This window comes from Martinezella multihospitum, from assembly GCF_900094585.1.
Taxonomy (GTDB): Bacteria; Pseudomonadota; Alphaproteobacteria; order Rhizobiales; family Rhizobiaceae; genus Rhizobium; species Rhizobium multihospitium.
This window is the reverse complement of record NZ_FMAG01000003.1, coordinates 576,122-599,053: the sequence shown is the minus strand read 5'-3', so window position 1 is coordinate 599,053 and position 22,932 is coordinate 576,122. Positions and strand designations below refer to the sequence as shown.

Here is a 22,932-nt window from a genome sequence, read left to right as displayed (position 1 = left end):
CTGCCTCTGTTGGCAAGATCGCCGGCACTCGTTCATAAAAAGTGAATAATGTCAGAGAGATCCCGCGTGGTGCGGGAAGGATGGATGATTTCACTGCATTACGGATATGCCCGCTTCCCGAGCAGCCTTGATCAAGGCTTCTCTTACGGCTTCAGCAGGGACGGCGCCAAGCATCGCTTCGAGGCAGATCCGCACTGCCGCGACATAGTCTTCGCCATTTGCCACCGGCCAATGTTCCAGCAGCAGCTCTGCAACCTGATGCACCGAATTGACACGGCGGGTTCCGCCGTTCTCTCCCATGACAAGGGTGACAGCTGGAAATGGTCGTAAAGTGTTTCGTTTCAAAACGCATTACCTCCGAAACGTTCATGCTTCGGTAACACAGCAAGAAGCGTTCCGGTTCGAACGCTCTCCCGCCGATGTCATTGAGGCTGGCTCCGTTTCATGCCGTTCTGCGAGCAAATTTAGCTCACAATATCCCGTAATGGTTGTTAAGGCGACGGGTTAATGCACATTTCCCGTAAAACCGGATGTGTCTTGGGAGAGCTTGCGGACACGCAAGTGCTACGTGCTACGGCTTCGGCAGGCCCTATGCCGACCGAACCTCATGACAAAGACGCCGCCCCCAACGCTCGGAGTGGACGCCCACAATGAAGCGCGTGTAGGAGCACGGAGGCTTTGCGTACTTCAACAAGGATCGACAACAGCTCCCATATCGCGAGGGCTATCTAGCAGAGTACACTGGCTTCGATGCAGGCCTCGATGAATACCTTCCTGGCGTACTCGCAAAGAAAGGGGTCAGTCTCGGCTTCGAGGCAGAGACTTCGGGCCGAATCGTATTTTTCGCCTCTGACGGCCGGCCAGCGGAAAAGGAGGTGATTGTGGGCTTCTTTCGGGCTTCTGATTGCTTCCGGCATGCCATGGCCGATGCGCAGATATACGGGCTCAGGCCAGCGGCTTGCGCCGGCACTAAAGATCATTTTCATTTCGATGATGCTCCGACATTGCGACTGAAACTCCTGCCACGGCAAAAAGTTTCGCAATTTCCGGAAAATCGGCCCGCACCATTCCGTGAGAGCGGTGCGGCGCTAATCAGTATGGGCAGCCTGCCAGACTATACGGCAATCTAGCCTGCGAAAACGGTGCGCAGCACGCCGCAAAACAGGACAGCAGTCCTACTGAATCACCGGCATCTCGAGGGGGACGCCAGCCTCCGATGCCGCAGCGACAAAGCTATTGCGGGCCTCCAGCGGTTGTCCCTGACCTCTTTCCACGTCGGCACAGACCTGCAGGGCCATCATGAACGCCTTGCCCTCCGCGACAGGCCATGCGTTCAGCAGCATGTCCAGCGCTTCTTTCGTGTTCGCGACCGTATAGACTTTTCCGGTGCGCTTGCAGATGACCATGATGGGATAATTCCAGTCTTTATTATTCATGGCAGAAGGCTCCGATCCGACGCCGCCGAAATTAACGCTACGGTGTGCGAAATCTCAAGTTAATTTCAAGACGATATCTGGAGCAGTTCGGAACTGTTTCAATCGTCGGCAAATCAAATCGAATGCCAGTGTGATCAACTTTCGCGTCATGACTTTCGGCAGCGTGTTTTTCACAGGAAATCATTGCGTGGAGATTACTTGCGCAGGGCGATGAGATCATAAAAGACTTGTCGCACAGCGTGGCTGACGGGAGAGGGTGATGGGAAGCTTTGCCGAGATCAAGGAGCGGGCCGAGAAGCGCAAGGGCGGCGCCGACGGGTTAAAGGCGCTGATGCCCAAGGCGCCGAACCATGAGGTACTGCGTGCTCTGCCCGATGATCGGATCTTGTCGGAGATGACGCGCTACATCTTCTATGCGGGTTTCGTGCGCAACGTCATCGATTCGAAATGGGCTGGTTTCGAAGCGGCATTCTCCGGTTTCGACCCTGCCTTTCTCAACCTGGCGCCGGATGATTACTGGCATGATCTGACCTTGGATGCACGGGTCATCCGCAACGGGGCCAAGATCATGTCCGTACGGGCCAATGCACAGTTCGTACGCGCGATTGCGGATGAGCATGGCAGCGCCGGCCGTTTCTTCGCCGATTGGCCGCTGGAGGATCAGATCGGCCTGCTTGCTCTGCTGGATAAGCAGGCGAACCGGCTCGGCGGCATGACCGGGCAATATCTCCTTCGGGCGATCGGCCGCGATAGCTTCGTCATGAGCCATGACGTTCTCGTCTGTCTGCGGCTTGTCGGCCTCCCTATCTCTGAAAATAAGCCCACCAAGAAGGACCTGCGGCTGATACAGGATCAGTTCAACGCCTGGCACGCAGAGACGGGCCTGCCGCTCACCTATCTCTCACGCATCTGCGCCTTCTCCGTCGGAATGCCGGGAGAACAGGACGAAGCCTGATTGATCTCATGCATCGAATGATGTTGGATCGCGTCGCGAGACTGGAGGAGCAGAATGACGAACGATAGCAGACCCTTGGCCATCAGCGCACCGGAGCCGCGCTCGCTCGAGCTTATCTTCACCAAGGATGCACTGTCGCTCCTTCATTCGAAATATCGCATCGTCGAGGCGGATCCGGACAATATCGCCGGACTGGGCGACGAGATGCTTGGCGAAGCGCGCTACATCATCGGCCAGCCGCCCCTGTCCAAGGAAACGCTCGACCGCATGCCGCAACTGCGCTGCATCCTGAACGTCGAGAGCAACCTCATCAACAACATGCCCTATGAAGTGCTTTTCGAGCGCGGCATCCACGTCGTTACCACAGGCCTCGTCTTTGCCGAGCCGGTCGCTGAAATCGGCTTGGGATTTGCGCTGAGCCTGGCCCGCGGCATCGTCGATGCCGACCTTGATTTCCGTGAGGGCAGGGAGCTTTGGGGCGGTGATGGCAATGCGAAGGCGCGCCTCGTTGCCGGCAGCGATATAGGCATCGTTGGCTTCGGCGATCTCGGCAAGGCGCTGAACCGCGTGCTTTCCAGCTTCCGCGCCAATATCAGGGTCTTCGATCCCTGGATGCCGCCTTCGATCCTCAGGGAGCATGGCGTTCAGCCGGCCGGATTGGACGAAGTCCTGTCCAACAGCGATTTCGTCTTCGTGGTCGCTTCGGTCACCAGCGAGAACAGGGGCTTTCTCGGTGCCGACGCCTTCGCGAAAATGCGCGAAGGGGCCGCCTTCATCCTGCTCAGCCGGGCCGATGTCGTCGATTTCGATGCGCTGATGGCGGCGGTGGCTTCAGGCCACATCGTGGCGGCAAGCGATGTCTACCCCGAGGAGCCGCTCGGCCTTGATCATCCCGTGCGCAAGCTCAAGGGCTTCCTCCGCTCGGCCCATCGTGCCGGCGCGCTCGACAGCGCCTTCAAGAAGATGGGCGACATGGTGCTGGAGGATATGGATCTGATGGATCGCGGCCTGCCGCCGATGCGCTGCAAGCGCGCCGAGCGGGAGACGGTATCGCGCATGCGCTCGAAGCCGGTGACGCGCAACTGATCTTCAGTCTTCACACCCGGCGCAATGTCTCTCTGCACCGGGAGTGGATTTGTATCGACGGAGCTAGCGGCGATCGAGCCGATTGGCGAGGCGATCGCCCAGCCATTGCATACCCCAGACCAGAATGATCAGGATGATGACGACGGCAATCATGACGCTCGTCTCATAGCGTTGATATCCGTAGCGGATGGCAAGGTCGCCGAGGCCGCCGCCGCCGATCGTGCCGGCCATGGCCGAAGCACCGATCAGCGTTACCATGGTTACGGTGAAGCCGGCGACGATGCCCGGCATCGCTTCCGGTATCAGCACCTCGCGAATGATGGTCCAGCGATTGCCGCCCATGGCGCGCACCGCATCGATCAGGCCGCGATCGACATCACGTAGCGAGACTTCTGCGACACGGGCGTAATAGGGGATTGCGGCGATTGTCAGCGGCACGATCGCGGCCGTCGTGCCGAGCGCCGTGCCGACGATCAGGCGCGTCAGCGGAATCAAGGCGATCAGCAGGATGATGAAAGGCACGGCGCGGAAGCCGTCGACCAGGATGCCGAGGACGCGGTTGATCGCACCCTGTTCGGCGATGCCTCCGCGGCTGGTAACGACGAGGGCGAGGCCGAGCGGCAGGCCGATGATGAGGGAAAGAAAGCCGGATGCGCCCGTCATCCAGATGGTTTGCCAGAAGGAGCGCCAAAGCAGACCGAGGATTACATCAGTTGTCATAGCCTAGAACCTCCACCCGGGCGGAGCGGGCTTTCAAGAAATCACTGACCTGGGTCGGCAAACTCGCGTCGCGCGTCGGCACCGCGACGAAGAAGCGGGCGACGGGCTGGTTCTGGATATGGTCGATGCCGCCATGGACCAGTCGGAAGGAGCGGGGAAGAGCGGCTGAAAGTTCGGCAAAGAGCGCGCCTTGTGCGGCAGGGCCGGCGAGATCGACGCTGAGGACGGCTTCGGCACCCGATGTCGGGGAAAGGCGGGCGGCAATATGGTCTGGGAGTTGCGGACGCGCGCCGCTGAGCAGGCTGGCGGTGATGTCCTGCTGGGGATTGGCGAAGACCGTCCACACCGAACCTTCTTCGACGATGCGACCGGCGTCGATGACCGCGACGCGATCGGCGATCGAGCGGATCACTTCCATCTCATGGGTGATGAGCAGGATCGTCAGGCCGAGCTTGCGGTTGATGTCCTTCAACAATGCCAGGATGGAGCGGGTGGTTTCCGGGTCGAGTGCCGAGGTCGCTTCGTCCGACAGGAGAATGGCTGGCCGAGCGGCAAGAGCGCGGGCAATGCCGACGCGCTGCTTCTGGCCGCCGGACAGGGCGGAAGGATAGGCCCTGGCCTTGTCGGCGAGGCCGACGAGTTCGAGGAGCTCACGGGCGCGCTGCAATCGTTCCGTCTTGCCAACGCCTTCGATCTTCAGCGGCAGGGCGATATTTTCCTCAACGGTTCTGGAGGATAGCAGGTTGAAATGCTGGAAGACCATGCCGATGCGGCGGCGCAGAGGCTGCAGTTCCTTTTCCGACAGACGCGCGATGTCCCGACCTTCGATATGGATTTCGCCGCTATCGGCACGCTCCAACCCGTTCAGGCAACGGATCAGCGTCGATTTGCCAGCGCCGCTGCGGCCGATGATGCCGACGATTTCGCCGCGGCGCGCGCTGAGCGAAATGCCGTCCAGCGCCGGCGTGGTGCCGAACCGGCGGCGGACATCGACCAAGCGAACGATCTCGTCGCCCGTCGAACGTTCAGGCGGTGCCTGTCCGTCTATGGCAGTGGCGGGGGTGAAAGAATTCATAATGCGTCTCTTTTTGTAAAAGCGGCCTTTGAGTTCGTTGAGGCCATTATACCCCCCTCTGTCGCTTTCGCGACATCTCCCCCACAAGGGGGGAGATTGGTAATGTTTGGCAAGCCATCACCAGGAAGTACAGATTGCATACGCGGATGCTTCGCTGATTTGTTTTGCGGTGCGGGCGGCATATTCCCCACGATCTCCCCCTTGTGGGGGAGATGTCGCGAAAGCGACAGAGGGGGGGGTGACACTTTCCACGAACTTCTCAGCCAACGTCATCGCATCCCGAAGGAAAAACACTAAAGGCGGCCCGGGCAAGATGCCCCGGCCGCCTGCCGTTCAGCGCTGTCCCCCGCGCGGCCCTGATATCAGTAGGCGCTCTGGCCCGTGCCCTTGTAGACCTTGTCGAACTCGGCCTTGACGACGTCGTTCTGGTAGGAGGCGACCAGCGTCTTCACCCAGGCTTCATTCTCGCTGCCCTGCTTGACGGCGATGAAGTTGCGGTATGGGTTGCCTTCGGTCTGCTCCTGCGCGATGCGATCCTTCGCCGAGAGCCCTGCTTTCAGCGCCCAGTCGGTGTTGACGACGGCTGCGTCAAGATCATCGATCGAACGGCCGACGATACCGGCATCCAGTTCCTTGATGTCGACGTTCTTCGGATTTTCGGCAATGTCCGCGACCGTAGCGAGGATGCCGGTGCCGTCCTTGAGCTTGATGATGCCCTCATGCTGCAGCACGAGAAGCGCGCGGCCCTCGTTGGACGGGTCGTTCGGTACGCCGATGGCAGCGCCCTTCGGAAGCTCGGCCACGGTCTTGTACTTCTTCGTGTAGAGACCGATCGGCCAGATGCCCGTATAGCCGGCAACGACGATGTGATAGCCGTGCTGCTTGATCTGATTGTCGAGGTAAGGCTTGTGCTGGAAGGCATTGGCGTCGATTTCGCCGCGTTCCAGAGCCTCGTTCGGCTGGGTGTAGTCGTTGAAGACGACCGGCTCGACCGTCAGGCCCTTCTTGGCGGCTTCAGCGACCACGACGCGCCAGACGTCCTCATCCTCACCGCTCATGATGCCGACCTTGATCGTCTTGTCTGCGGCGAAAGACGGCGTAGCGGTTGCCGTCAAGCCGAAAACGGCGACAGCGGACACAAGCATGGCGGCAAGGCCGGCGCGACGGGAAAGGCGCAGCGCGTCGAAACCTCTGGAAAGCTTTTCAGTCATGGGAAATCCTGTTCAGATGATCGAGATCGTCTCTCTTTTGACGATCGGATCATCTCAGACGTGCGTTCAATGCGCGAAGCAGGATCATGCGTTGTGCACCGCAGTTCTGAAAAACTCTTTTCAGTGCAGCGCAAAAGCGCAACTAATTTTCTATAAATGTAGTGGATTATTTATGCGGCAAATAGGCATTTGCTCAAATTTTAGGCGAATTAGCGGTGAATGGGGTCTTTCCAAAGCACCTCTTCGGGCTTTTCGACCGGTTCGATGTCGAGATTGACGACGACCGGCTCCTGGCCGGAGCGGACAAGCACGCATTCCAGCGTCTCGTCGCGGCTGGCATTGATTTCCTGGTGCGGCACATAGGGTGGCACGAAAATGAAATCGCCGGGACCGGCTTCGGCCACGAATTCCAGATTTTCGCCCCAGCGCATCCGCGCCCTGCCTTTGACGACATAAATGATGCTTTCAAGATCGCCGTGATGGTGGGCGCCAGTCTTGGCATTGGCGTGGATGGTCACGGTTCCCGCCCAGATCTTTTCAGCGCCGGCGCGGGCATGATTGATTGCGGTCGCTCGGTTCATGCCCGGTGTCTGCGCCGTATTCGGGTCGAGGGCATTGCCGGGGATGATTTTGATCCCATGTTCACGCCAGTCGATCGGTTGATGGCCGTGATCGTGCCCGTGTTGATGCTCATGTTCATGATCGCCGCACATGATCGTCCTTTCGGCTTCTGCTAGGAGATTCGCATGCCTTCCACAGATGCGCTGTCATTTCACTCTACGTGAAGTCATTCAAAAATAAAGAGAATTGCAGAAAGTTATCATTGAGGCTTTTCAAGTCGAGATTAATCTATAGACTTGATCAAGTTACATGACCGGTGGGAACATTTCGTGTGCGTCCCGCGTTGCGCCGGTCACAAGATGGTTTGCCGCGCCACTTGCCCCCATTGAATGCGTTTTGGGGCGCGCCAAACTGAAGAAGCAGCGCTTGGGTCTCGGGACGGGACCAATCATTTACATATATGCGCCGGACTTCCAATTGAAAGGAGACAGACATGTCGAATGCCTTGCCGCCCCTTCATGAGGGTCATGCCCCCATTACCCTGCAGCAGCTCTTCCGTGAGGCGCTCTACGCCTTTGAGGAATGGGACAGCGAAGTAACCGAGCCGATCGTGACATTCGAGGGGCGTATCCACCCCATCAGCGTCGTGTTCGAAACCATGCGCGAATGCACGGACATCGTGCCCAACAACATCGTCTCGGCTGTGACCGAGCGGCTGACCAAGCCCTGGGAGGGCGAGGGGCCGCTTGACACCATGACCTTTTCGACGGCCGCTCGCGTGATGGGCGTTCTGGTCCGCAAAAGGCTGCTGGCCGTCAACAACGGCCTGAACGTTGCCGCCCTTGCGGCGGATGCGCAGGCGACGGAAAAATCCGACCGCTGAAAACGCTGGAATGTTGACGGAAGGCCCGCTGGTTCGCCTGCGGGCCTTTTGCGTTTCATCGGCCGCCGACATCGAATTCCGGATCGACAGGAATCTGCATCGCCGTGACGAGATGGTTGGTCTGTCCGGCCAGTCCAATGACCGCCAGCAGCTCCCCGTGCTGGGCGTCAGTCATGCCCTTGGCCTTGGCGGCCGCTGTGTGCGAATGGACGCAATAGGTGCAGCCATTGGCGGTTGAGACGGCGATGTAGATCATTTCGCGCACCAGCGGATCGAGTGCGCCTTCCGCCACCATGACTGCTTTCAGGCCTTCCCAGGTGCGTTTGAGCAGCGCGGGGTCATTCGCCAGGCCGCGCCAGAAGTTGTTGACGAAATCTGATTTTCGCACCGCGCGAATGTCGTCGAATACTGCCTTGACCGCCGGGATTGCTTCCGCTTCGGCATCATCGAGCAATTTGAGCGTCGTCATTCCCTATCTCCCTTTCATTTCGGCAATTCTCATTATGTGGAACCATAATATATTTCATGACGACATGGGTGAGCGGACCTTCCATTATCCTCCCTCTTTTCGTTTGCAAAAATCATCCATATGTGAAAATACTATTTACATAAGAAGATTGAGGCTGACGCAGGAACCGGTGACGAGGATAGTCCTCAAGGCGGAGAGGCGCTTTGAGCCGGAGTGATGTCAGGGGAGTGGGAGTATCAATGGCGCTGAAGAGGGACTTGCCGCTGGCCGGACTTGTCGTCGTCGACATGAGCCAGTTTCTGTCGGGTCCCTATTGTTCGCTGCGGCTGATGGATCTCGGCGCCAGGGTGATCAAGATCGAGCGTCCCGGTGGGGGCGATCTCTCGCGTGGGCTCTATCTCAGCGACGATGAAAGCGGTGATTCGACGATCTTTCATGCGATCAACCGCTCCAAGGAAAGCCTGGCGGTCGATCTGAAGAACGAGCGCGACATGAGCGCGCTGCGCAAGCTCATTTCCAAGGCCGATGTCCTCGTGCAGAATTTTCGTCCCGGTGTGATCGAGCGTCTGGGCCTCGATTATGAAGCCGCGCGTACGCTCAATCCACGCCTCGTCTATTGCTCGATCAGCGGTTATGGCGAAGAAGGGCCATGGGTCTCGCGCCCCGGGCAGGATCTTCTGGCGCAATCGCGCTCCGGCGTCATGTGGCTAAACGGCGACGAAGGACAGGGGCCAGTACCCTTTGGCCTGGCGATCGGTGATATGCTGGCAGGTGCTGCGGCAGCGCAAGGCATTCTCGCGGCACTGGTTCGGCGCGGGATCACGGGTGAGGGCGGCCTGGTCGAGACCAGCCTTCTGGAAGCGCTGATCGACCTGCAAGTCGAGGTACTGAGCGTTCACATGAATAGCGGCAACAGGCTGCCGGAACGCTCCCATGTTCGCAGTGCCCACGCCTATCTTTCGGCACCCTATGGTGTCTACCCTGCCGCAGATGGCTATCTTGCCATCGCCATGACGCCGATTTCCAAACTTGCCGATCTGCTTGGCATGGAAGAGCTCGCGCCCTATCGCGATCATGAGAAAAGCTGGTTCGCAGCGCGCGATGAGATCAAGGCGCTGATTGCGGCGCGCATCGTCAGCCGCAACGTTGACGACTGGCTTGCGATCCTCGAACCTGCCGACATCTGGTGTGCCCGCGTACTGAATTGGCCGGAGCTTCTTGGCAGCGAAGGCTTTCGCGTGCTCGACATGCTGCAGACGGTCGGGCGCGATGATGGCGTCAGCCTGCAGACCACCCGCTCGCCCATCCGCATTGACGGGCAGCGGCCGAAATTCGATCGTGCGGCCCCGCACGTCGGCGAGCATAATGCGGCACTCTGGGAGGAGTTCAACCTTGGCTAAAGGGGTCGAGAGGTTGCCGATGAATTTAGAAGGAGTTTCTCTATGACGCGCATCACTAATCTTCGCGTTTTCGATCTGCGCTTCCCGACATCGCAGAGCCTTGACGGCTCCGACGCGATGAATCCGGATCCGGATTATTCGGCAGCCTATGTCATTCTCGAGACCGACAAGCCGGGACTTGCCGGTCATGGCCTGACCTTCACCATCGGCCGCGGCAACGATATCTGCTGCATGGCGATCGAGGCGATGCGGCATCTGGTCGTCGGCACCGAGCTTGCGACGGTTCTGGAAAACCCCGGCAAATACTGGCGGCACCTGACGAGCGACAGCCAGCTGCGCTGGATCGGCCCGGAAAAGGGTGCGATGCATCTGGCAACCGGCGCTGTCGTCAATGCCGTCTGGGACCTGCTCGCCAAGGAAGCCGGCAAGCCGGTCTGGCGGCTGGTTTCGGAGATGGGTGCCGAGCAGATCGCCGATATCGTCGATTATCGCTATCTGACCGACGTGCTCACCCGCGACGAAGCCGTTGCCATCCTGAAGAAGGCGGAGGCCGGCAAGGCTGACCGCATCGCCACGCTCGAGCGCGAGGGCTACGCCTGCTACACGACGTCTGCCGGCTGGCTCGGCTATGATGATGCCAAGCTGCGCCGCCTCTGCCAGGAAGCGATCGATGCCGGCTTCAACCATGTGAAGATGAAGGTCGGCCGTGACCTCGAAGACGATATCCGCCGCCTCACCATTGCCCGCGAAGTGATCGGCCCCGACCGCTATCTGATGATCGACGCCAACCAGGTCTGGGAAGTCAACCAGGCGATCGACTGGGTGCAGAAGCTTGCCTTCGCCAAGCCCTTCTTCATCGAAGAACCCACAAGCCCGGACGATGTCGCCGGCCACCGCAAGATCCGCCAGGCCATCGGCCCGGTGAAGGTCGCGACCGGCGAGATGTGCCAGAACCGCATCATGTTCAAGCAGTTCATCGCCGAGGGAGCGATCGACATCGTGCAGATCGATTCCTGCCGCATGGGCGGTCTCAACGAAGTGCTGGCTGTGCTGCTGATCGCCGCCAAATATGGGTTGCCCGTCTGGCCGCATGCCGGCGGCGTTGGCCTGTGCGAATATGTGCAGCACCTGTCGATGATCGATTACATCGCCGTATCCGGCACCAAGGACGGCCGCGTCATCGAATATGTCGATCACCTGCACGAGCATTTCATCGACCCCTGCATCATCCGCGACGCCGCCTACATGCCGCCGAGCCTTCCGGGCTTCTCGATCGAAATGAAGCCGGAATCGATTGCCGAGTATACGTTCAAGGGTTGATCTGAAACCCGGATCGATCGCTTTATTCCTTGGCAGAAGCCGTGCAATATCTGCGCAATTCTGCCAGGGAATCGATCGATGCGAGCGAGTTTTGCCTTTGTCCTGATGTTTCTGTCGCTCCTTGCCTATGGAAACGCCCAGGCCGGCGAGCGAGAGCAATTCACCGTTGCGACGGCTGGCGGCAATGTTCTAATCGAAGGTTTTGCCAGTACATCGGATACGTCACGCCCGGCAGTCATCATTCTGAGCGGCAGCAAAGGTTTTGCCTCGCCCGCCTATGATGACCTTGGGCGCAGCTTCGATACCGCCGGCATCGACGCTTATCTTGTTCATCTGCTTTCACCTGTCGATGAGCAGGCTATCATCCGTGCAGGCAATTCACGCGCGCGTATCAGCTACTATGCGACACGCCGGCCAGATTGGATCACAACGATCCATAAGGTGGTTGCCTACCTCAAAAGCCGGCCGCACCATACTGGACGGGTTGGCGTGCTTGGCATATCGCTTGGAGCGCAAACGGCTGCTGCCGCTTCGGCTGATACCACCGATATCAGCGCGCTCGTGCTGGTCGATGGCGCATCCCCGGAGGGCTATTCGAAGCAAGTGAGCTCCTTGCCGCCGCTGCTTGTCGTTTGGGGTGACGCCGATCGTACTTTTCCCCTCTCGACAGCGCGAAAGCTGCGACAGATGGCGCAAGGTTTGGGTGGGCCTGTCAGCCTCGATATTCACAGAGGTGGTGCGCACGACTTCTTTCTGAAACCGGGAATGGAAGCGACCGGGGCTCATCGGAGCGTCATCGATTTCTTCCTGTCGCAGCTGTCGAAATGATCTTGGCAGATGCCGCGAAGCATATATCCGTGCAAGGCCGGGATGAACTGATGGAGTGCAATGGATGCCCTCTGGTCATGCAAGCCGATACCGCTGAAGCGCTCAACTCGAGCGCTTCAGCCACTCTTGAATGACCGGCACGTCTGCATCGTCAAATTCGTGACCGGCAGGCACCGTCGCGAGTTCGACCTTGGCGCCCCCATCCCGTAGGCGTTCTGCGAGGGGCTGGGCATAGGGGCCGTATAGATCCTTCTCTCCAGCGACCACCAGCACTTCCGCATCGGACATATCCGCTACCGGCGGATTTTCGAGCACGGCCATGGAGCGCAGCAGCACGGCGCGGCGGATGAGGTGTGGGTGCAGCGACAGCATGGCGCTCAGCAGGTTGGCGCCGTTCGAATAGCCGATATAGACGATGCGGTCCGGATCGAGCCCGTAGGCATGGACCGCGCCATCGATGAAGGCGGCGAAGGCTTCGGCCTCGCTGGCGATGTCGGCCTGATCGAAGCTCATAGGCCCGTTGCGACGGAACCAGCGCGGTGCGCCTTCTTCCAGCGCACGGCCACGTACCGTGAGCAGCGTCGCGTCGGCATCGATCTTGTGGCCAAGCGGCAGCATTGTTGTTTCATTGGCGCCGGAACCATGCAGCAGAACGAAGACATTGCCGTTCGGCTGCTCAGGCGTGAAGAAGCGATGGATGAAGGGCAGGTCGCGATAGATGACGCGCGGCTCTCCGGGCATGGAGAACTGCGGCAGGATCACCTTCAGCTCGGCCAAAAGCTTCGGACTGTCGCCGGGGGCGAAGAGGCGCGTGCCGAGCGTTGCCTCGTCTTCATCAACAAGCATGCCTGGATCATCCGTTGCGAGTTCGAACAGGATGCGGCCGGGTTCGCGGACATAGAGCGAGCGGAAATATTTGCGATCATGCATCGCCGTCGGCCAAGCGCTGATGGCCTGCAGTGCGGTGCGAACCGATTGCAGCTCGGCATCGTCACTGGCGCGAAAAGCGACATGATCGACCGTCCCCGTACCCGGTGCGCTCGCCCAGAAGCCGCGTGCATCGCGGATATCGATGATATCGCCGGGCTCTGAGATGAGCCGGCTGATCGCGCCGCTGGTGGCGAGTGGCCGATAATCGAAGTGATCGACGAGGATCGTCTGCGTTTCATCTGGGGTTTCGCTGAACAGCGTTGCACCACGGATACGGCGGATTGCATGCTCCTGGGGAATGGAATCGCTTACCCACGGCGCTGCCGCTTGCAGGGCATTGGTGCCCACAAGCTTGACGATCGCGCCATCCGGGTCCTTCAGTCGCAGGACCGGCTCGCCGAATTCCTCCGACGGGCCTTCCGGCTTGAGGCCGGCGCTCAGGGCGCGCGTCAGCCAGAAACCGATGCTCGCGGGATCGATGGCGAGCGAAATTTCTCCGACCTGACCGACGCCGGCGCGGCCAGGAGAACCATCTTCCCAGACCAGAAAGGTAATCAGCGAGCCCGGCGAACCCACGGCGTCGCCATAGAGGAGATGAAGCTGTGTGGCGTCCTCGAAGCCACCGGTGCGCTTGACGAGGCGCAGGCCGAGGAAGCCGACGTAGAAATCGACATTCGCCTGGACCTTGCGGGTGATCAGCGTGATGTGATGGATGCCGGCGACCATGAGATGCTCCAGACTGTTATTTCGTTCTGGTCGCTATTTAGGCTGGGGCCATTGTTCAATGCAATGCGCCGTCCGTGAAGGCACTGTTCACAAAAGGCGCCATTGCCTGGGATCGGCAGGCGGCGAACAATCAATGTTCGCCGAGGCTTTCTTCCGGCGATCTACGACGATGGCCGCTGATTTCCGAGCCTGCGGTACGTGAAAAGCTGGCGTTCCAGATCACCGCGAGCAGAGCAATGGCTGTAACGACGACGAAGGCGACGGAGAAGTCGATCATCTCGGCCTTCGTCTCCCCACGCAGCTGCATCGAGCCATGCAGGGCAAGGGCGGCGACGCAGATGCCGAGCGAAAGCATCAGCTGCTGGAAGGTCGAGTAGAAGCTCGTCGCAATGCTCATGCGGTCGCGCTCGATCTCATCATAGGCAATCGTGTTGTAGGCCGTGAACTGGAACGACATGAAGAAGCCGCAGAAGAACAGGATCACGAAGATGACGGGCAGCGGCCAATCCGGTTTGAAGAGGGCGCACATGCCGTAGCCGAGCGTACCGATCAGGCCGAAGACGATGAGGGCGGTACGGAAGCCGAGCGTGCGAAGGATGCGGACTTGCAGCGGCTTCATGGCCATGGAGCCGAGCGCGGTCGCAATGGCGATCTGGCCGGCTGCGGCTGCCGAAAGGCCGAAGCCGAGCTGCAGCATCAGCGGAATGAGGAAGGGGTGAGCGCCCTGGCTGATACGCGTCAGTGAACCGGCAATGACCGAGGTGCGGAAGGTCGGCACCTTCATCAAAGAGAAATCCATGATCGGCGAGGGGTGCTTGCGGGCATGGCGCAGATAGGCGATGCCGAACAGGAGGCCGATGGAGATCAGGAAGACCGCCATATAGCCTTCGCCCTCGCGGCTCGACATTTCAAAGCCGAAGAGCAGCGATCCCAGCGAAATGCCGGACAGGATGAAGCCCGAGAGATCGAAGCGGCCGGTGCGCGGGCCTTTCACCTCCTCGATGAACATCGTCACCAGGATGAAGCCGATGATGCCGATCGGCACGTTGATATAAAAGATCCAGCGCCAGTCGAGATAGGTCACGAACATGCCGCCGATCGGCGGGCCGAGAATGGGACCGACCAGCGCCGGGATCAGCAGCCAGGACATGGCATTGACCATGTCTTTTCGGGCGACGCTGCGCATCAGCACGAGGCGACCGACGGGCAGCATCATTGCGCCGCCGAGGCCCTGAAGAAGGCGCGCGATCACGAGGAAGAACAGGTTCGGCGCCTGTGCGCAGAGAAGCGAGCCGACAACGAAGACCGCGATGGCGGATCGGAAGACGGTGCGCGACCCGAAGCGGTCTGCGATGGCGCCGCTGGCGGGGATGAAGATCGCGAGGCTGAGGAGGTAGGATGTCAGCGAGATACTCATGGCCGGCGCGCTGACGCCGAAGTCTCTTGCCATGGTCGGAAGGGCTGTTGCGAGCACGGTCGCGTCGAGCTGTTCCATGAACATCGCGCTTGCTACGATAAGCGCTACTACACGAAAATTCGGTGCGGCCCGCCGGGTGGGGGCGGCCTGGAATATCTGATCCGACATTGTCGGGAATCGCTCTCGATGGTGCGGAGGGGTCCTAAGACAGAACCGCAAGTCTGGTCATGGCGCGAAGGCCTATTTGAACGGCGGCTTGTATACTCCTGCTTGCGCGCGATTGCTATATCAGAAAGCGCAAATCCTATTCATGGGATGAAAAAAATGACGCACATGCAGGGGCAAACGGCATCAAATGAACGTGAGGTGAATGAATAGGGGCGATATCGCGCCGAAATGCTCACGCTTGGTTTTTTCGCGTAAGATAATGTGCTCGTTTGGCCGGATGCCATAGGCAAAAAGACCGGTGCCAGTTGATGGTGGCACCGATCCGAATCGTCGTTTTCAGCAGGCACCGAGGCGATCAGTAGCCTTCGGCAAGTCCCGAGCCGGCGCGGCTGTCGACGGCGCCGTTGTAGCGGGCGCCACCGCCCTTGGCGATGTCGCTGAGGCTCTTGCCGCCGACAAGGATGCCGGCCGCCTGGCCCCAGATCGGCCAGCTATTGTCGACCTGAACCGTGTAGCCCATGCCGGTCAGAAGCTTGATCGTATCGGGCGAAAGCGCACGCGGCTCCATGTAGACCTTGTCCGGCAGCCATTGGTGATGGATGCGCGGCGCATCGATTGCTTCCTGGATGTTCATGCCGAAATCGATGACGTTGATGATCGCTTCGAGCGTGATGGTGATGATGCGCGAGCCGCCGGGGCTGCCGATCACCATGAAGGGCTTGCCGTCCTTGGTGACGATCGTCGGGCTCATGGAGGAGAGCGGCGTCTTCTTCGGCTGGATGGCATTGGCCTCGCCCTGCACCAGACCGTAAAGATTGGGCACGCCGGGCTTGGAGGTGAAGTCATCCATCTCGTTGTTCAGGAGGATGCCCGTGCCGGGCGCGACGACGCCGGCGCCGAAGGAGCCGTTCAGCGTGTAGGTGACGGCGACGGCATTGCCGTCATTGTCGATGATCGAATAATGTGTGGTCTCGTGGCTTTCGCCGAGACCCTTGGGCATCAGATCCTTGGAGACGCCGGCCTTATAGGGCGAGATGCTGTCGCGGATCTTCTGGGCATAGGCCTTGTCCAGCAGCTTGCTGACGGGGTTGTCGACGAAGTCGGGATCGCCGAGCGCCGAGTTGCGGTCGACATAGGCGTAGCGCATGGCTTCGACCATGTAATGGACCGTGTCGGCAGAGGCGTAGCCGGTATAGGAGAGCGGATATCCCTCAAGCACGTTGAGGATTTCGCAGATGATGACGCCGCCGGAAGAGGGCGGTGGCGAGGAGATGATCTCATAGCCGCGATAATTGCACTTCACGGGCTCGAGCTCGCGGACCTTGTATTGTTCGAAATCCTGGTTTGCGAGAATGCCGCCCTTGTCCTGGCTTGCCTTGACGATGGCGTTGGCGACCGGCCCCTTGTAGAAGCCATCCGGTCCCTGATCGGAAATGCCTGAGAGGGCGTTGGCGAGATCCGGCTGTACCAGCTTGTCGCCCGTCGCGAAGGGCTTGCCGTCCGACTTGGTGAAGATCGCGGCAGTGGCCGGATCGCGCGCGAGCCAAGCCTTGCCCTCGTTCAGCTCGGCGGCATCGGCCTGGTTCAGCGTGAAGCCTTCCTTGGCATAGCGTATGGCCGGCGCGATCAGGTCCTGGCGGGACTTGGTGCCGTATTTTTCGCGGGCGGTCTCGAAGCCCATGACCGAGCCGGGAACGCCGACGGCGAGATAGCCATCGGTGCTGGCGCCTTTGACGATATTGCCTTTATCGTCGAGATACATGCCTTTGGTCGCCGCCAAGGGTGCGCGCTCGCGGAAATCGAGGAAGGTCGTCTTGCCATCGCGCATGCGGATGGTCATGAAGCCGCCGCCACCGATATTGCCGGCGGTAGGATAGACCACCGCCAGCGCATAGCCGACTGCAACGGCGGCATCGACGGCATTGCCGCCATTCTTCAGCACTTCGACGCCAACATCGGTAGCGAGATGCTGAGCGGTGACCACCATGCCATGTTCCGCCTCGACCGGTGGCGGCGCGGCAGCTCTGGCGGTGACGGAAAAGAGAGCAAATGTGACCAGGGTTACCGACGAAATCGCCCGCTGGCGGAAGTGGCGCATGATGAATATGCCTCCCATTGTTATCTTGATGGAAAATCGCCAACGAATGACATGGCGTCGCGCGCGAAAATGGCGATATGCGTTGTCACAATTTTTTAGAGCGTGATGCCGAAAAGTGTAGGCGGTTTTCGGACGACATCACGCTCTACTTCTTTGATTCTAGAGCGGATTCAGATTTTAGGTCGACCCGACCTAAAATCATCCGGCTCTAATGGAGCGATCCCGCCATGGGCCGGAATTTGGCGCACTATGTCTTCCATGCACTACTGCGGATAATTTTGGTCCTCCTCCCGCACAGAAAATCGCTTCGCACTTGCAATATTTCTTTTATTAGTTGAGCCTATTTTAGATTGTTGCTTGTCGAGGCGAGTATTGCGTGGAGGGTAATCATGGCCGTGACGAAGCTCGAGCAATGGAAGAGCGAGCGCAGGATCAAGACCAGGCCATTCATCGTTGGCGAAAGGACGCATGTCGTCGAAATCGAATGCGACCATTGCAGCCGACATTTCCTCAGGTGGGTGTCGACTGCAGCCGCCTATTGGCGCTGTGACGATTGCACCGCAATTGTCTAAACCACCGGTTCCGGTAGTTACGCGATCAGGATGGCGCGGAAGTCGTTGACGTTCGTTCCCGTCGGGCCCGGGACGAAGAGATCGCCAATGGCGTTGAACGCTGTCCAGGCATCGTTGTTTGCCAGCATCTCGGCCGGCACCATTCCGGCTTCGCGCAACCGCGCCACGGTGTTTCCGTCGGCAAAGGCGCCGGCATTGTCCTCGCTGCCGTCGATGCCATCCGTATCTGCGGCCATGGCGTGAATGCCGGCGTGGCCGTCGATATCGATGGCGAGTGACAGCAGGAACTCCGAGTTTCGTCCGCCTTTGCCCTTGCCTTTGAGCGTCACCGTGGTTTCGCCGCCGGAGAGCAGCACGATCGGCTTGGCGAAGGGTCGGCTGCGATGCAGCACTTCGCGGGCGATGGCGGCGTGGACATGCGCGGCTTCGCGGGCCTCGCCCTCGATGGCGTCTGAGAGTATGGCGGCTTCGATGCCGGCGGCGCGCGCGACTTCGGCGGCGGCTTCCAGAGAGACGCCGGCGGATGCGATGAGATGCACTTCGTTGCCGGCAAAGCGCGGATCGTCCGGGCGCGGCGCATCGGCCTCCGCCTTCTCGATATGGGCAAGAACGGCCGGCGGCAGTTCGATGCGGTAGAGACGGATGAGATCGAGCGCGTCGGCGCGCGTGCCGGTGCCCGGCACAGTCGGGCCGGAGGCCACCAGGGCCGGATCGTCGCCGGGAATATCCGAGACGACGAGCGAGACGACCTTGGCGGGATAGGCCGCAGCTGCCAGCCGGCCGCCCTTAATGGTCGACAGGTGCTTGCGAATGACATTCATCGCCGAGATCGGGGCGCCTGAAGCGAGCAGCGCCTTGTTGACCGCAATCTCGTCGGCGAGGCTCAGCGAGCCGGCCGGCGAAGGCAGCAGCGCCGAACCGCCGCCCGAGATCAGGGCGATCACCAGATCGTCCTCAGCCAGGCCCTCGACGAGTTTGAGAAGGCGGCGGGAGGCGACGAGGCCTGCTTCATCCGGCACGGGATGTGCGGCTTCGATGATCTCGATCTGGTGGCAGGGGGCGGAAAAGCCGTATCGCGTCACCACCAGACCTTCGAGCGGCCCATCCCAGCATCGTTCCAGCGCGGCCGCCATCTGGGCAGACCCCTTGCCGGCACCGATGACGATCGTCCGGCCCTTCGGTTTGGCAGGTAGATGCGCGCGGATGCCGGTCAAGGGATCGGCTGCACGAACGGCGGCATCGAAGAGTGAGGTCAGGAAGGCGCGGGGATCGGTAACGGTCATGTCGAATTGCCTGTCTTGCGATGAGCCTGTAACCATTTGGTGGCTTAACTGGCTGGAAGACGCAAGGGGCGGGAACTGCAATTGTGTCGGGCACCGCGAATCCCTATGTAGAAGACAAGAGTTTCCCGCTTTTATTTCAAGGATTTTCGACATGGCCGAACTGAGAGTGAAGACGAGGCAGACGGGCGCCACCGCTACGGTCGGCCGCACCGGTTTTCCGCATGTGACGTCGGTGACGGGCGGCGAAATCGACATCGTCACCTCGCCGTCACAGCCCGGTTTCAACCCGCTCGACCTGCTGTATTCCTCGCTGTCTGCCTGTCTGGTCTTAAGTGCCCGCATGGCGGCGAGCAGCCTCGGCGTGCTCGACAAGCTTACCGAAGTCACCGCCGTCGTCACCGGTGAGAAGGCGACCGAAGGCCTCTCTCGCGTGGAAAAATTCAACATCGCCTTCACCATCAAGGGCGATTTCGGCGACGAGATCCGCAACGCGATTGCGCACGCTGCCGAAGATGAGATTTGCACGGTGAGCAATACGATCCGCGGCAATCCGCAGTTCGAGACGGTGATTTCGGGGTAGGGTGCGAGCCCCTCATCCGCCCTGTCGGGCACCTTCTCCCCGTTTTGACGGGGAGAAGGGGAGAGCCGCGCCATCAGCGTTCCTTCTCTCGCGCTGAGTTTGGCGAGGGTGAGTAAATCATCCTATTCCTACACACGGCAGAAGAGATTTAGGCGGGGTAGTCCCCTCTCCCCGCGTGCGGGGAGAGGGTTAGGGTGAGGGGCAATTTCGTCACTTCGCCGGAAACTCAAACCCTTCAAGATAAGGGCCAAGTTCCGGATCGATATCCACCTTCACGGCATTGTTGTAGATCGCTGTCGCGATCATGATGCCGGCGAAGGCGACGAGGTTGGCGAGCGTAGGCTCGTCGTAGCGCGCCTTCAATCGATCCCAAATCCCCTCAGGAATCGCATTGGAATCCCTGGCGATCGCCTTGCCGAACTCGATCAAAAGCGCCTCATCTTCGGTGGGCACAATCGTTTCCGGCGTCAGGCCAGCATTGATAAGCGCGCGCCGGAAGAAGCCGACCGGGATGATCGAGCGGCATTCGATTGCGATGGCATGGCAAAGCAGCCAGACGGCGCGATCGTCCAGAGCCGGGCGCAGCTCCTCGCGCAGAGGAAACCATTCCGCATAGATGCGATGCGCCACCGGCGAATGCAGCAACGTCCGCTTCATGTTGGTCATGCGGCCACGTAGCTGCACTTCGCGGTCATGCTCGGCGCGCACGGCATCGGAAGCGGTCTCGTAGTCGATCGGGGTGATATGGCTCATGTTATTCTCTTGTGACGGGCTCTCTTACTGCGCGGCTTCTGCGGCAGCCTTGAAAAAGCGGTTTTCCGGACGCGGCAGGCCGAGATGTTCACGCAATGTCGTGCCTTCGTAGTCGCGGCGGAAGATGCCGCGGCGCTGCAGCTCTGGAACGACGCGGGTGGTCACGTCAAGCAGGCCCTGCGGCAGGAAGGGGAAGACGACGTTGAAACCATCCGAACCTTCCTCGTACAGCCATTGCTCCATCTCGTCAGCTATGCTCTGCGGCGAACCGACGAAGGCAAGGCCGGCATAGCCGCCAAGGCGCTGGGCAAGCTGGCGCACGGTGAGTTTTTCGGCTTCGGCAAGGGCGATGACCCGCTCGCGGCCGCTCTTGCTGGCGTTGGTCTCCGGCGTTTCGGGCAGCGGCCCGTCCGGATCGAATTTGGAGGCGTCGTGGCCGAGCGAGATCGACAGGGATGCGATGGCGCTGTCGTAATGGACGAGGCTGTCGAGCTTTGCCCGCTTGGCCTTCGCCTCCTCGATCGTGTCGCCGACGACGATGAAGGCGGCAGGCAAGATCTTTAGGTGATCCGGGTTGCGCCCGATCGCCTTCATCCGTCCCTTGATGTCGGCGTAGATCGACTTGCCGTCGGCGAGATTGCGAGGGGCTGCGAAGACGGCTTCGGCCGTTTCGGCGGCAAGCTGACGGCCTGCGTCGGATTGCCCAGCCTGGACGATGACCGGCCAGCCCTGCGGCGGGCGAGCGATATTGAGGGGACCGCGAACGCTCAATTCCTCGCCCTTGTGCCCGAGGACATGCATGCGTTCCGGATCGAAGAAGATGCCGCTTTCGGCGTCGTGGAGGAAGGCATCGTCCGCAAAACTGTCCCAGAGGCCGGTGACGACGTCGTAGAACTCGCGGGCGCGATGGTAGCGCTCGCCATGTTCCATATGCTCCTCGAGGCCGAAATTAAGGGCGGCATCCGGATTGGAGGTGGTGACGATGTTCCAGCCGGCGCGGCCGCCGCTGATGTGGTCGAGCGAGGCAAAACGCCGGGCGATGTGATAGGGCAGGTCGAAAGTGGTGGATGCGGTGGCGACGAGGCCGATCCTGTCAGTGATGGCAGCGAGCGCCGAAAGCAGGGTGAAGGGTTCGAACGAGGTGACGGTGTGGCTGCGCTTCAGGGCCTCGATCGGCATGTTGAGAACCGCGAGATGATCGGCCATGAAGAAGGCGTCGAATTTCGCCTTTTCCAGTTCCTGCGCAAAGCTCTTGATGTGCTGGAAATTGAAGTTGGCGTCCGGATAGGCGCCGGGATAACGCCAGGCACCGGTATGCAGGCTGACGGGACGCATGAAGGCCCCGAGCTTCAATTGCTTCTGTTCGGTCATCGGCTCTCTCTCGAAAATCGTCGGGCTGTCATGACGTCGTAACGGTATGGCCCGCGGTACAATGCATTACGAGGTAGGTGCGCTCCTCGCCTATTCAAAGAGCCGATTTCTTTTATTTGATCGCTTTCATGGAATATTCATCCGACCTCGGTTTCGGCGGCGTTTTGTCCGGCGAAAACCTTGACCAGCCAGTCTATGAAGACTCGAACCCGCGGCGAAAGCTGGCGGCTGCGCGGATAGAGCATCGAGACGGGCGTTCGCGTCGGTGGATAGTCCGCAAGGACATGCAGCAGCTCGCCCGATCGTAACGCTGCCTCAGCGTGGTAGCGCGGAACCTGGATGAGGCCGAGGCCGAGTTTGGCTGCGGCGAAATAGCTCTCGGCCGCGTTAACGGAAATGGTCGCCGGTAGAGTGATTTCGCGCACCGTGCCGTCGATCTGGAATTCCAACGGCAAGAGCCCACCCGTCGCCGACGAGCGGAAGCCGACCATGCGATGGCCGTCGAGTGTGTCGAGATGGGCCGGCATGCCGAAACGCTCAACATAGGCGGGTGCCGCTAGCGTCACTTCTTCCAGCATCGCGACGCGGCGGCCGATCATGTCGCTATCCTGCAGCGTGCCGACGCGCAGCACGCAGTCGATCCCCTCGCGGATCAGGTCGACGAACCGGTCGCCTTCGGTGATCTGCAGTTCGATATCGGGATAGGTTTCGAGGAAGGAGGGCAGGTTTGGCAGCACGAAGTGTCGCGCCAGCGTACCATGCACGTCGACACGCAGCACCCCCTTCGGCTTTGCACCGGCAAAGGCGCCTTCGGCATCCTCGATATCGGAGAGGATGCGCAGGCAGCGCTGGTAATAGGCTTCGCCGTCGAGCGTCGGGCTGACATGCCGTGTCGTCCGTTGTAGCAGGCGCACGCCGAGACGCGCTTCGACCTGCTTGATCGCATCCGTCACCGTCGAGCGGGGCAGGCCCGTATCCTCGGCTGCCAGCGTGAAGCTGCGCCGCTCCACGACCCGGCAAAACACCCGCATAGCATCGAATCTGTCCATATTATTTGTTCGCTAATTTCGGATAGTGATGCCGATTAATG

At 60.2% G+C, this 22,932-nt stretch carries 23 protein-coding genes; 8 read left to right on the top strand and 15 right to left on the bottom strand.

The window, feature by feature from the left end; genetic code table 11:
- Positions 1-90: 90 nt before the first annotated feature.
- The 3 genes from GA0061103_RS14490 to GA0061103_RS14480 form a co-directional block, all read right to left on the bottom strand.
- Positions 91-300: a DUF982 domain-containing protein gene (locus GA0061103_RS14490; RefSeq protein ID WP_174718628.1), complete on the bottom strand. Its 210-nt coding sequence runs from the start codon at positions 298-300 to the stop codon at positions 91-93.
- 428 nt (positions 301-728) lie between these two features.
- Positions 729-980 carry a DUF982 domain-containing protein gene (locus GA0061103_RS35650; protein WP_425349505.1) on the bottom strand — a complete coding sequence of 84 codons (252 nt, stop codon included), beginning with the start codon at positions 978-980 and terminating at the stop codon, positions 729-731.
- Between the two features lie 195 nt (positions 981-1,175).
- Positions 1,176-1,436: a DUF982 domain-containing protein gene (locus GA0061103_RS14480; RefSeq protein WP_092712227.1), complete on the bottom strand. Its 261-nt coding sequence runs from the start codon at positions 1,434-1,436 to the stop codon at positions 1,176-1,178.
- 259 nt (positions 1,437-1,695) lie between these two features.
- On the opposite strand from GA0061103_RS14480, the gene GA0061103_RS14475 reads away from it, so the two are divergent.
- Both GA0061103_RS14475 and GA0061103_RS14470 read left to right on the top strand, forming a co-directional pair.
- Positions 1,696-2,391 carry a DNA-3-methyladenine glycosylase I gene (locus GA0061103_RS14475; RefSeq protein WP_092712225.1) on the top strand — a complete coding sequence of 232 codons (696 nt, stop codon included), beginning with the start codon at positions 1,696-1,698 and terminating at the stop codon, positions 2,389-2,391.
- A gap of 54 nt (positions 2,392-2,445) precedes the next feature.
- Entirely contained in the window at positions 2,446-3,477 is a 1,032-nt protein-coding gene (locus GA0061103_RS14470; protein WP_092712223.1) for a hydroxyacid dehydrogenase, read from the top strand.
- Between the two features lie 63 nt (positions 3,478-3,540).
- Here GA0061103_RS14470 and GA0061103_RS14465 read toward each other — a convergent pair whose 3' ends face one another.
- The 4 genes from GA0061103_RS14465 to GA0061103_RS14450 all read right to left on the bottom strand — a co-directional run bounded on the left by GA0061103_RS14465 (position 3,541) and on the right by GA0061103_RS14450 (position 7,196).
- The gene (locus GA0061103_RS14465) at positions 3,541-4,197 is read right to left on the bottom strand and encodes a methionine ABC transporter permease (RefSeq protein ID WP_092712221.1); all 657 of its coding nucleotides are present in this window, start codon (positions 4,195-4,197) and stop codon (positions 3,541-3,543) included.
- Entirely contained in the window at positions 4,187-5,272 is a 1,086-nt protein-coding gene (locus GA0061103_RS14460) for a methionine ABC transporter ATP-binding protein (RefSeq protein WP_092712219.1), read from the bottom strand. The genes GA0061103_RS14465 and GA0061103_RS14460 overlap by 11 nt, the downstream gene beginning before the upstream one ends.
- Before the next feature lie 362 nt (positions 5,273-5,634).
- The gene (locus GA0061103_RS14455; protein ID WP_092712218.1) at positions 5,635-6,483 is read right to left on the bottom strand and encodes a MetQ/NlpA family lipoprotein; all 849 of its coding nucleotides are present in this window, start codon (positions 6,481-6,483) and stop codon (positions 5,635-5,637) included.
- A gap of 209 nt (positions 6,484-6,692) precedes the next feature.
- Positions 6,693-7,196, bottom strand: a complete 504-nt coding sequence (locus tag GA0061103_RS14450; RefSeq protein ID WP_092712216.1) for a cupin domain-containing protein — start codon at positions 7,194-7,196, stop codon at positions 6,693-6,695.
- A gap of 341 nt (positions 7,197-7,537) precedes the next feature.
- Between GA0061103_RS14450 and GA0061103_RS14445 the strand changes: the two genes are divergently transcribed.
- On the top strand, positions 7,538-7,927 hold the full coding sequence (locus GA0061103_RS14445) for a BRA0787 family protein (protein ID WP_092712214.1): 390 nt from the start codon (positions 7,538-7,540) through the stop codon (positions 7,925-7,927).
- 55 nt (positions 7,928-7,982) lie between these two features.
- Here the strand turns inward: GA0061103_RS14445 and GA0061103_RS14440 are convergent, their stop codons facing one another.
- Positions 7,983-8,396: a carboxymuconolactone decarboxylase family protein gene (locus GA0061103_RS14440; RefSeq protein WP_092712212.1), complete on the bottom strand. Its 414-nt coding sequence runs from the start codon at positions 8,394-8,396 to the stop codon at positions 7,983-7,985.
- 239 nt (positions 8,397-8,635) lie between these two features.
- Between GA0061103_RS14440 and GA0061103_RS14435 the strand changes: the two genes are divergently transcribed.
- The 3 genes from GA0061103_RS14435 to GA0061103_RS14425 all read left to right on the top strand — a co-directional run bounded on the left by GA0061103_RS14435 (position 8,636) and on the right by GA0061103_RS14425 (position 11,944).
- Positions 8,636-9,796, top strand: coding sequence for a CaiB/BaiF CoA transferase family protein (locus GA0061103_RS14435; RefSeq protein ID WP_092712210.1), 1,161 nt, complete (start codon positions 8,636-8,638; stop codon positions 9,794-9,796).
- Between the two features lie 42 nt (positions 9,797-9,838).
- A complete protein-coding gene (locus GA0061103_RS14430) occupies positions 9,839-11,116 on the top strand; it encodes an L-fuconate dehydratase (protein ID WP_092712208.1) in 1,278 nt (425 codons plus the stop codon).
- A gap of 78 nt (positions 11,117-11,194) precedes the next feature.
- A complete protein-coding gene (locus GA0061103_RS14425; RefSeq protein WP_092712206.1) occupies positions 11,195-11,944 on the top strand; it encodes a dienelactone hydrolase family protein in 750 nt (249 codons plus the stop codon).
- A 102-nt stretch (positions 11,945-12,046) separates the two neighbouring features.
- On the opposite strand, the gene GA0061103_RS14420 is transcribed toward GA0061103_RS14425, so the two are convergent.
- The 3 genes from GA0061103_RS14420 to ggt form a co-directional block, all read right to left on the bottom strand.
- Positions 12,047-13,600, bottom strand: coding sequence for a VOC family protein (locus GA0061103_RS14420; RefSeq protein ID WP_092712204.1), 1,554 nt, complete (start codon positions 13,598-13,600; stop codon positions 12,047-12,049).
- A gap of 130 nt (positions 13,601-13,730) precedes the next feature.
- Positions 13,731-15,185 carry an MFS transporter gene (locus GA0061103_RS14415; RefSeq protein ID WP_092712202.1) on the bottom strand — a complete coding sequence of 485 codons (1,455 nt, stop codon included), beginning with the start codon at positions 15,183-15,185 and terminating at the stop codon, positions 13,731-13,733.
- Positions 15,186-15,540: 355 nt separating this feature from the next.
- Positions 15,541-17,283, bottom strand: coding sequence for a gamma-glutamyltransferase (gene ggt / locus GA0061103_RS14410; protein WP_092712807.1), 1,743 nt, complete (start codon positions 17,281-17,283; stop codon positions 15,541-15,543).
- Positions 17,284-17,672: 389 nt separating this feature from the next.
- On the opposite strand from ggt, the gene GA0061103_RS14405 reads away from it, so the two are divergent.
- On the top strand, positions 17,673-17,855 hold the full coding sequence (locus tag GA0061103_RS14405) for a hypothetical protein (RefSeq protein WP_092712200.1): 183 nt from the start codon (positions 17,673-17,675) through the stop codon (positions 17,853-17,855).
- Between the two features lie 17 nt (positions 17,856-17,872).
- On the opposite strand, the gene GA0061103_RS14400 is transcribed toward GA0061103_RS14405, so the two are convergent.
- The gene (locus tag GA0061103_RS14400; protein WP_092712198.1) at positions 17,873-19,138 is read right to left on the bottom strand and encodes a glycerate kinase type-2 family protein; all 1,266 of its coding nucleotides are present in this window, start codon (positions 19,136-19,138) and stop codon (positions 17,873-17,875) included.
- Between the two features lie 151 nt (positions 19,139-19,289).
- Between GA0061103_RS14400 and GA0061103_RS14395 the strand changes: the two genes are divergently transcribed.
- Positions 19,290-19,718 carry an OsmC family protein gene (locus GA0061103_RS14395; RefSeq protein ID WP_092712196.1) on the top strand — a complete coding sequence of 143 codons (429 nt, stop codon included), beginning with the start codon at positions 19,290-19,292 and terminating at the stop codon, positions 19,716-19,718.
- A 210-nt stretch (positions 19,719-19,928) separates the two neighbouring features.
- On the opposite strand, the gene GA0061103_RS14390 is transcribed toward GA0061103_RS14395, so the two are convergent.
- The 3 genes from GA0061103_RS14390 to GA0061103_RS14380 all read right to left on the bottom strand — a co-directional run bounded on the left by GA0061103_RS14390 (position 19,929) and on the right by GA0061103_RS14380 (position 22,891).
- The gene (locus GA0061103_RS14390; RefSeq protein ID WP_092712194.1) at positions 19,929-20,471 is read right to left on the bottom strand and encodes a carboxymuconolactone decarboxylase family protein; all 543 of its coding nucleotides are present in this window, start codon (positions 20,469-20,471) and stop codon (positions 19,929-19,931) included.
- Between the two features lie 24 nt (positions 20,472-20,495).
- A complete protein-coding gene (locus tag GA0061103_RS14385; RefSeq protein ID WP_092712192.1) occupies positions 20,496-21,842 on the bottom strand; it encodes an LLM class flavin-dependent oxidoreductase in 1,347 nt (448 codons plus the stop codon).
- Positions 21,843-21,979: 137 nt separating this feature from the next.
- On the bottom strand, positions 21,980-22,891 hold the full coding sequence (locus tag GA0061103_RS14380; RefSeq protein ID WP_092712190.1) for a LysR family transcriptional regulator: 912 nt from the start codon (positions 22,889-22,891) through the stop codon (positions 21,980-21,982).
- Positions 22,892-22,932 lie beyond the last annotated feature (41 nt).

Bases quoted from the DNA above. Each gene is read 5' to 3' on its own strand.
- GA0061103_RS14480 (WP_092712227.1), bottom strand. From the start codon at position 1,436: ATGAATAATAAAGACTGGAATTATCCCATCATGGTCATCTGCAAGCGC.
- GA0061103_RS14405 (WP_092712200.1), top strand. From the start codon at position 17,673: ATGGCCGTGACGAAGCTCGAGCAATGGAAGAGCGAGCGCAGGATCAAG.
- GA0061103_RS14470 (WP_092712223.1), top strand. From the start codon at position 2,446: ATGACGAACGATAGCAGACCCTTGGCCATCAGCGCACCGGAGCCGCGC.
- GA0061103_RS14445 (WP_092712214.1), top strand. From the start codon at position 7,538: ATGTCGAATGCCTTGCCGCCCCTTCATGAGGGTCATGCCCCCATTACC.
- GA0061103_RS14395 (WP_092712196.1), top strand. From the start codon at position 19,290: ATGGCCGAACTGAGAGTGAAGACGAGGCAGACGGGCGCCACCGCTACG.
- GA0061103_RS14455 (WP_092712218.1), bottom strand. From the start codon at position 6,483: ATGACTGAAAAGCTTTCCAGAGGTTTCGACGCGCTGCGCCTTTCCCGT.
- GA0061103_RS14435 (WP_092712210.1), top strand. From the start codon at position 8,636: ATGGCGCTGAAGAGGGACTTGCCGCTGGCCGGACTTGTCGTCGTCGAC.
- GA0061103_RS14430 (WP_092712208.1), top strand. From the start codon at position 9,839: ATGACGCGCATCACTAATCTTCGCGTTTTCGATCTGCGCTTCCCGACA.
- GA0061103_RS14450 (WP_092712216.1), bottom strand. From the start codon at position 7,196: ATGTGCGGCGATCATGAACATGAGCATCAACACGGGCACGATCACGGC.
- GA0061103_RS14400 (WP_092712198.1), bottom strand. From the start codon at position 19,138: ATGACCGTTACCGATCCCCGCGCCTTCCTGACCTCACTCTTCGATGCC.
- GA0061103_RS14385 (WP_092712192.1), bottom strand. From the start codon at position 21,842: ATGACCGAACAGAAGCAATTGAAGCTCGGGGCCTTCATGCGTCCCGTC.
- GA0061103_RS14425 (WP_092712206.1), top strand. From the start codon at position 11,195: ATGCGAGCGAGTTTTGCCTTTGTCCTGATGTTTCTGTCGCTCCTTGCC.
- GA0061103_RS14415 (WP_092712202.1), bottom strand. From the start codon at position 15,185: ATGTCGGATCAGATATTCCAGGCCGCCCCCACCCGGCGGGCCGCACCG.
- ggt (WP_092712807.1), bottom strand. From the start codon at position 17,283: ATGCGCCACTTCCGCCAGCGGGCGATTTCGTCGGTAACCCTGGTCACA.
- GA0061103_RS14490 (WP_174718628.1), bottom strand. From the start codon at position 300: ATGGGAGAGAACGGCGGAACCCGCCGTGTCAATTCGGTGCATCAGGTT.
- GA0061103_RS14420 (WP_092712204.1), bottom strand. From the start codon at position 13,600: ATGGTCGCCGGCATCCATCACATCACGCTGATCACCCGCAAGGTCCAG.
- GA0061103_RS14380 (WP_092712190.1), bottom strand. From the start codon at position 22,891: ATGGACAGATTCGATGCTATGCGGGTGTTTTGCCGGGTCGTGGAGCGG.
- GA0061103_RS14475 (WP_092712225.1), top strand. From the start codon at position 1,696: ATGGGAAGCTTTGCCGAGATCAAGGAGCGGGCCGAGAAGCGCAAGGGC.
- GA0061103_RS35650 (WP_425349505.1), bottom strand. From the start codon at position 980: ATGATCTTTAGTGCCGGCGCAAGCCGCTGGCCTGAGCCCGTATATCTG.
- GA0061103_RS14465 (WP_092712221.1), bottom strand. From the start codon at position 4,197: ATGACAACTGATGTAATCCTCGGTCTGCTTTGGCGCTCCTTCTGGCAA.
- GA0061103_RS14390 (WP_092712194.1), bottom strand. From the start codon at position 20,471: ATGAGCCATATCACCCCGATCGACTACGAGACCGCTTCCGATGCCGTG.
- GA0061103_RS14440 (WP_092712212.1), bottom strand. From the start codon at position 8,396: ATGACGACGCTCAAATTGCTCGATGATGCCGAAGCGGAAGCAATCCCG.
- GA0061103_RS14460 (WP_092712219.1), bottom strand. From the start codon at position 5,272: ATGAATTCTTTCACCCCCGCCACTGCCATAGACGGACAGGCACCGCCT.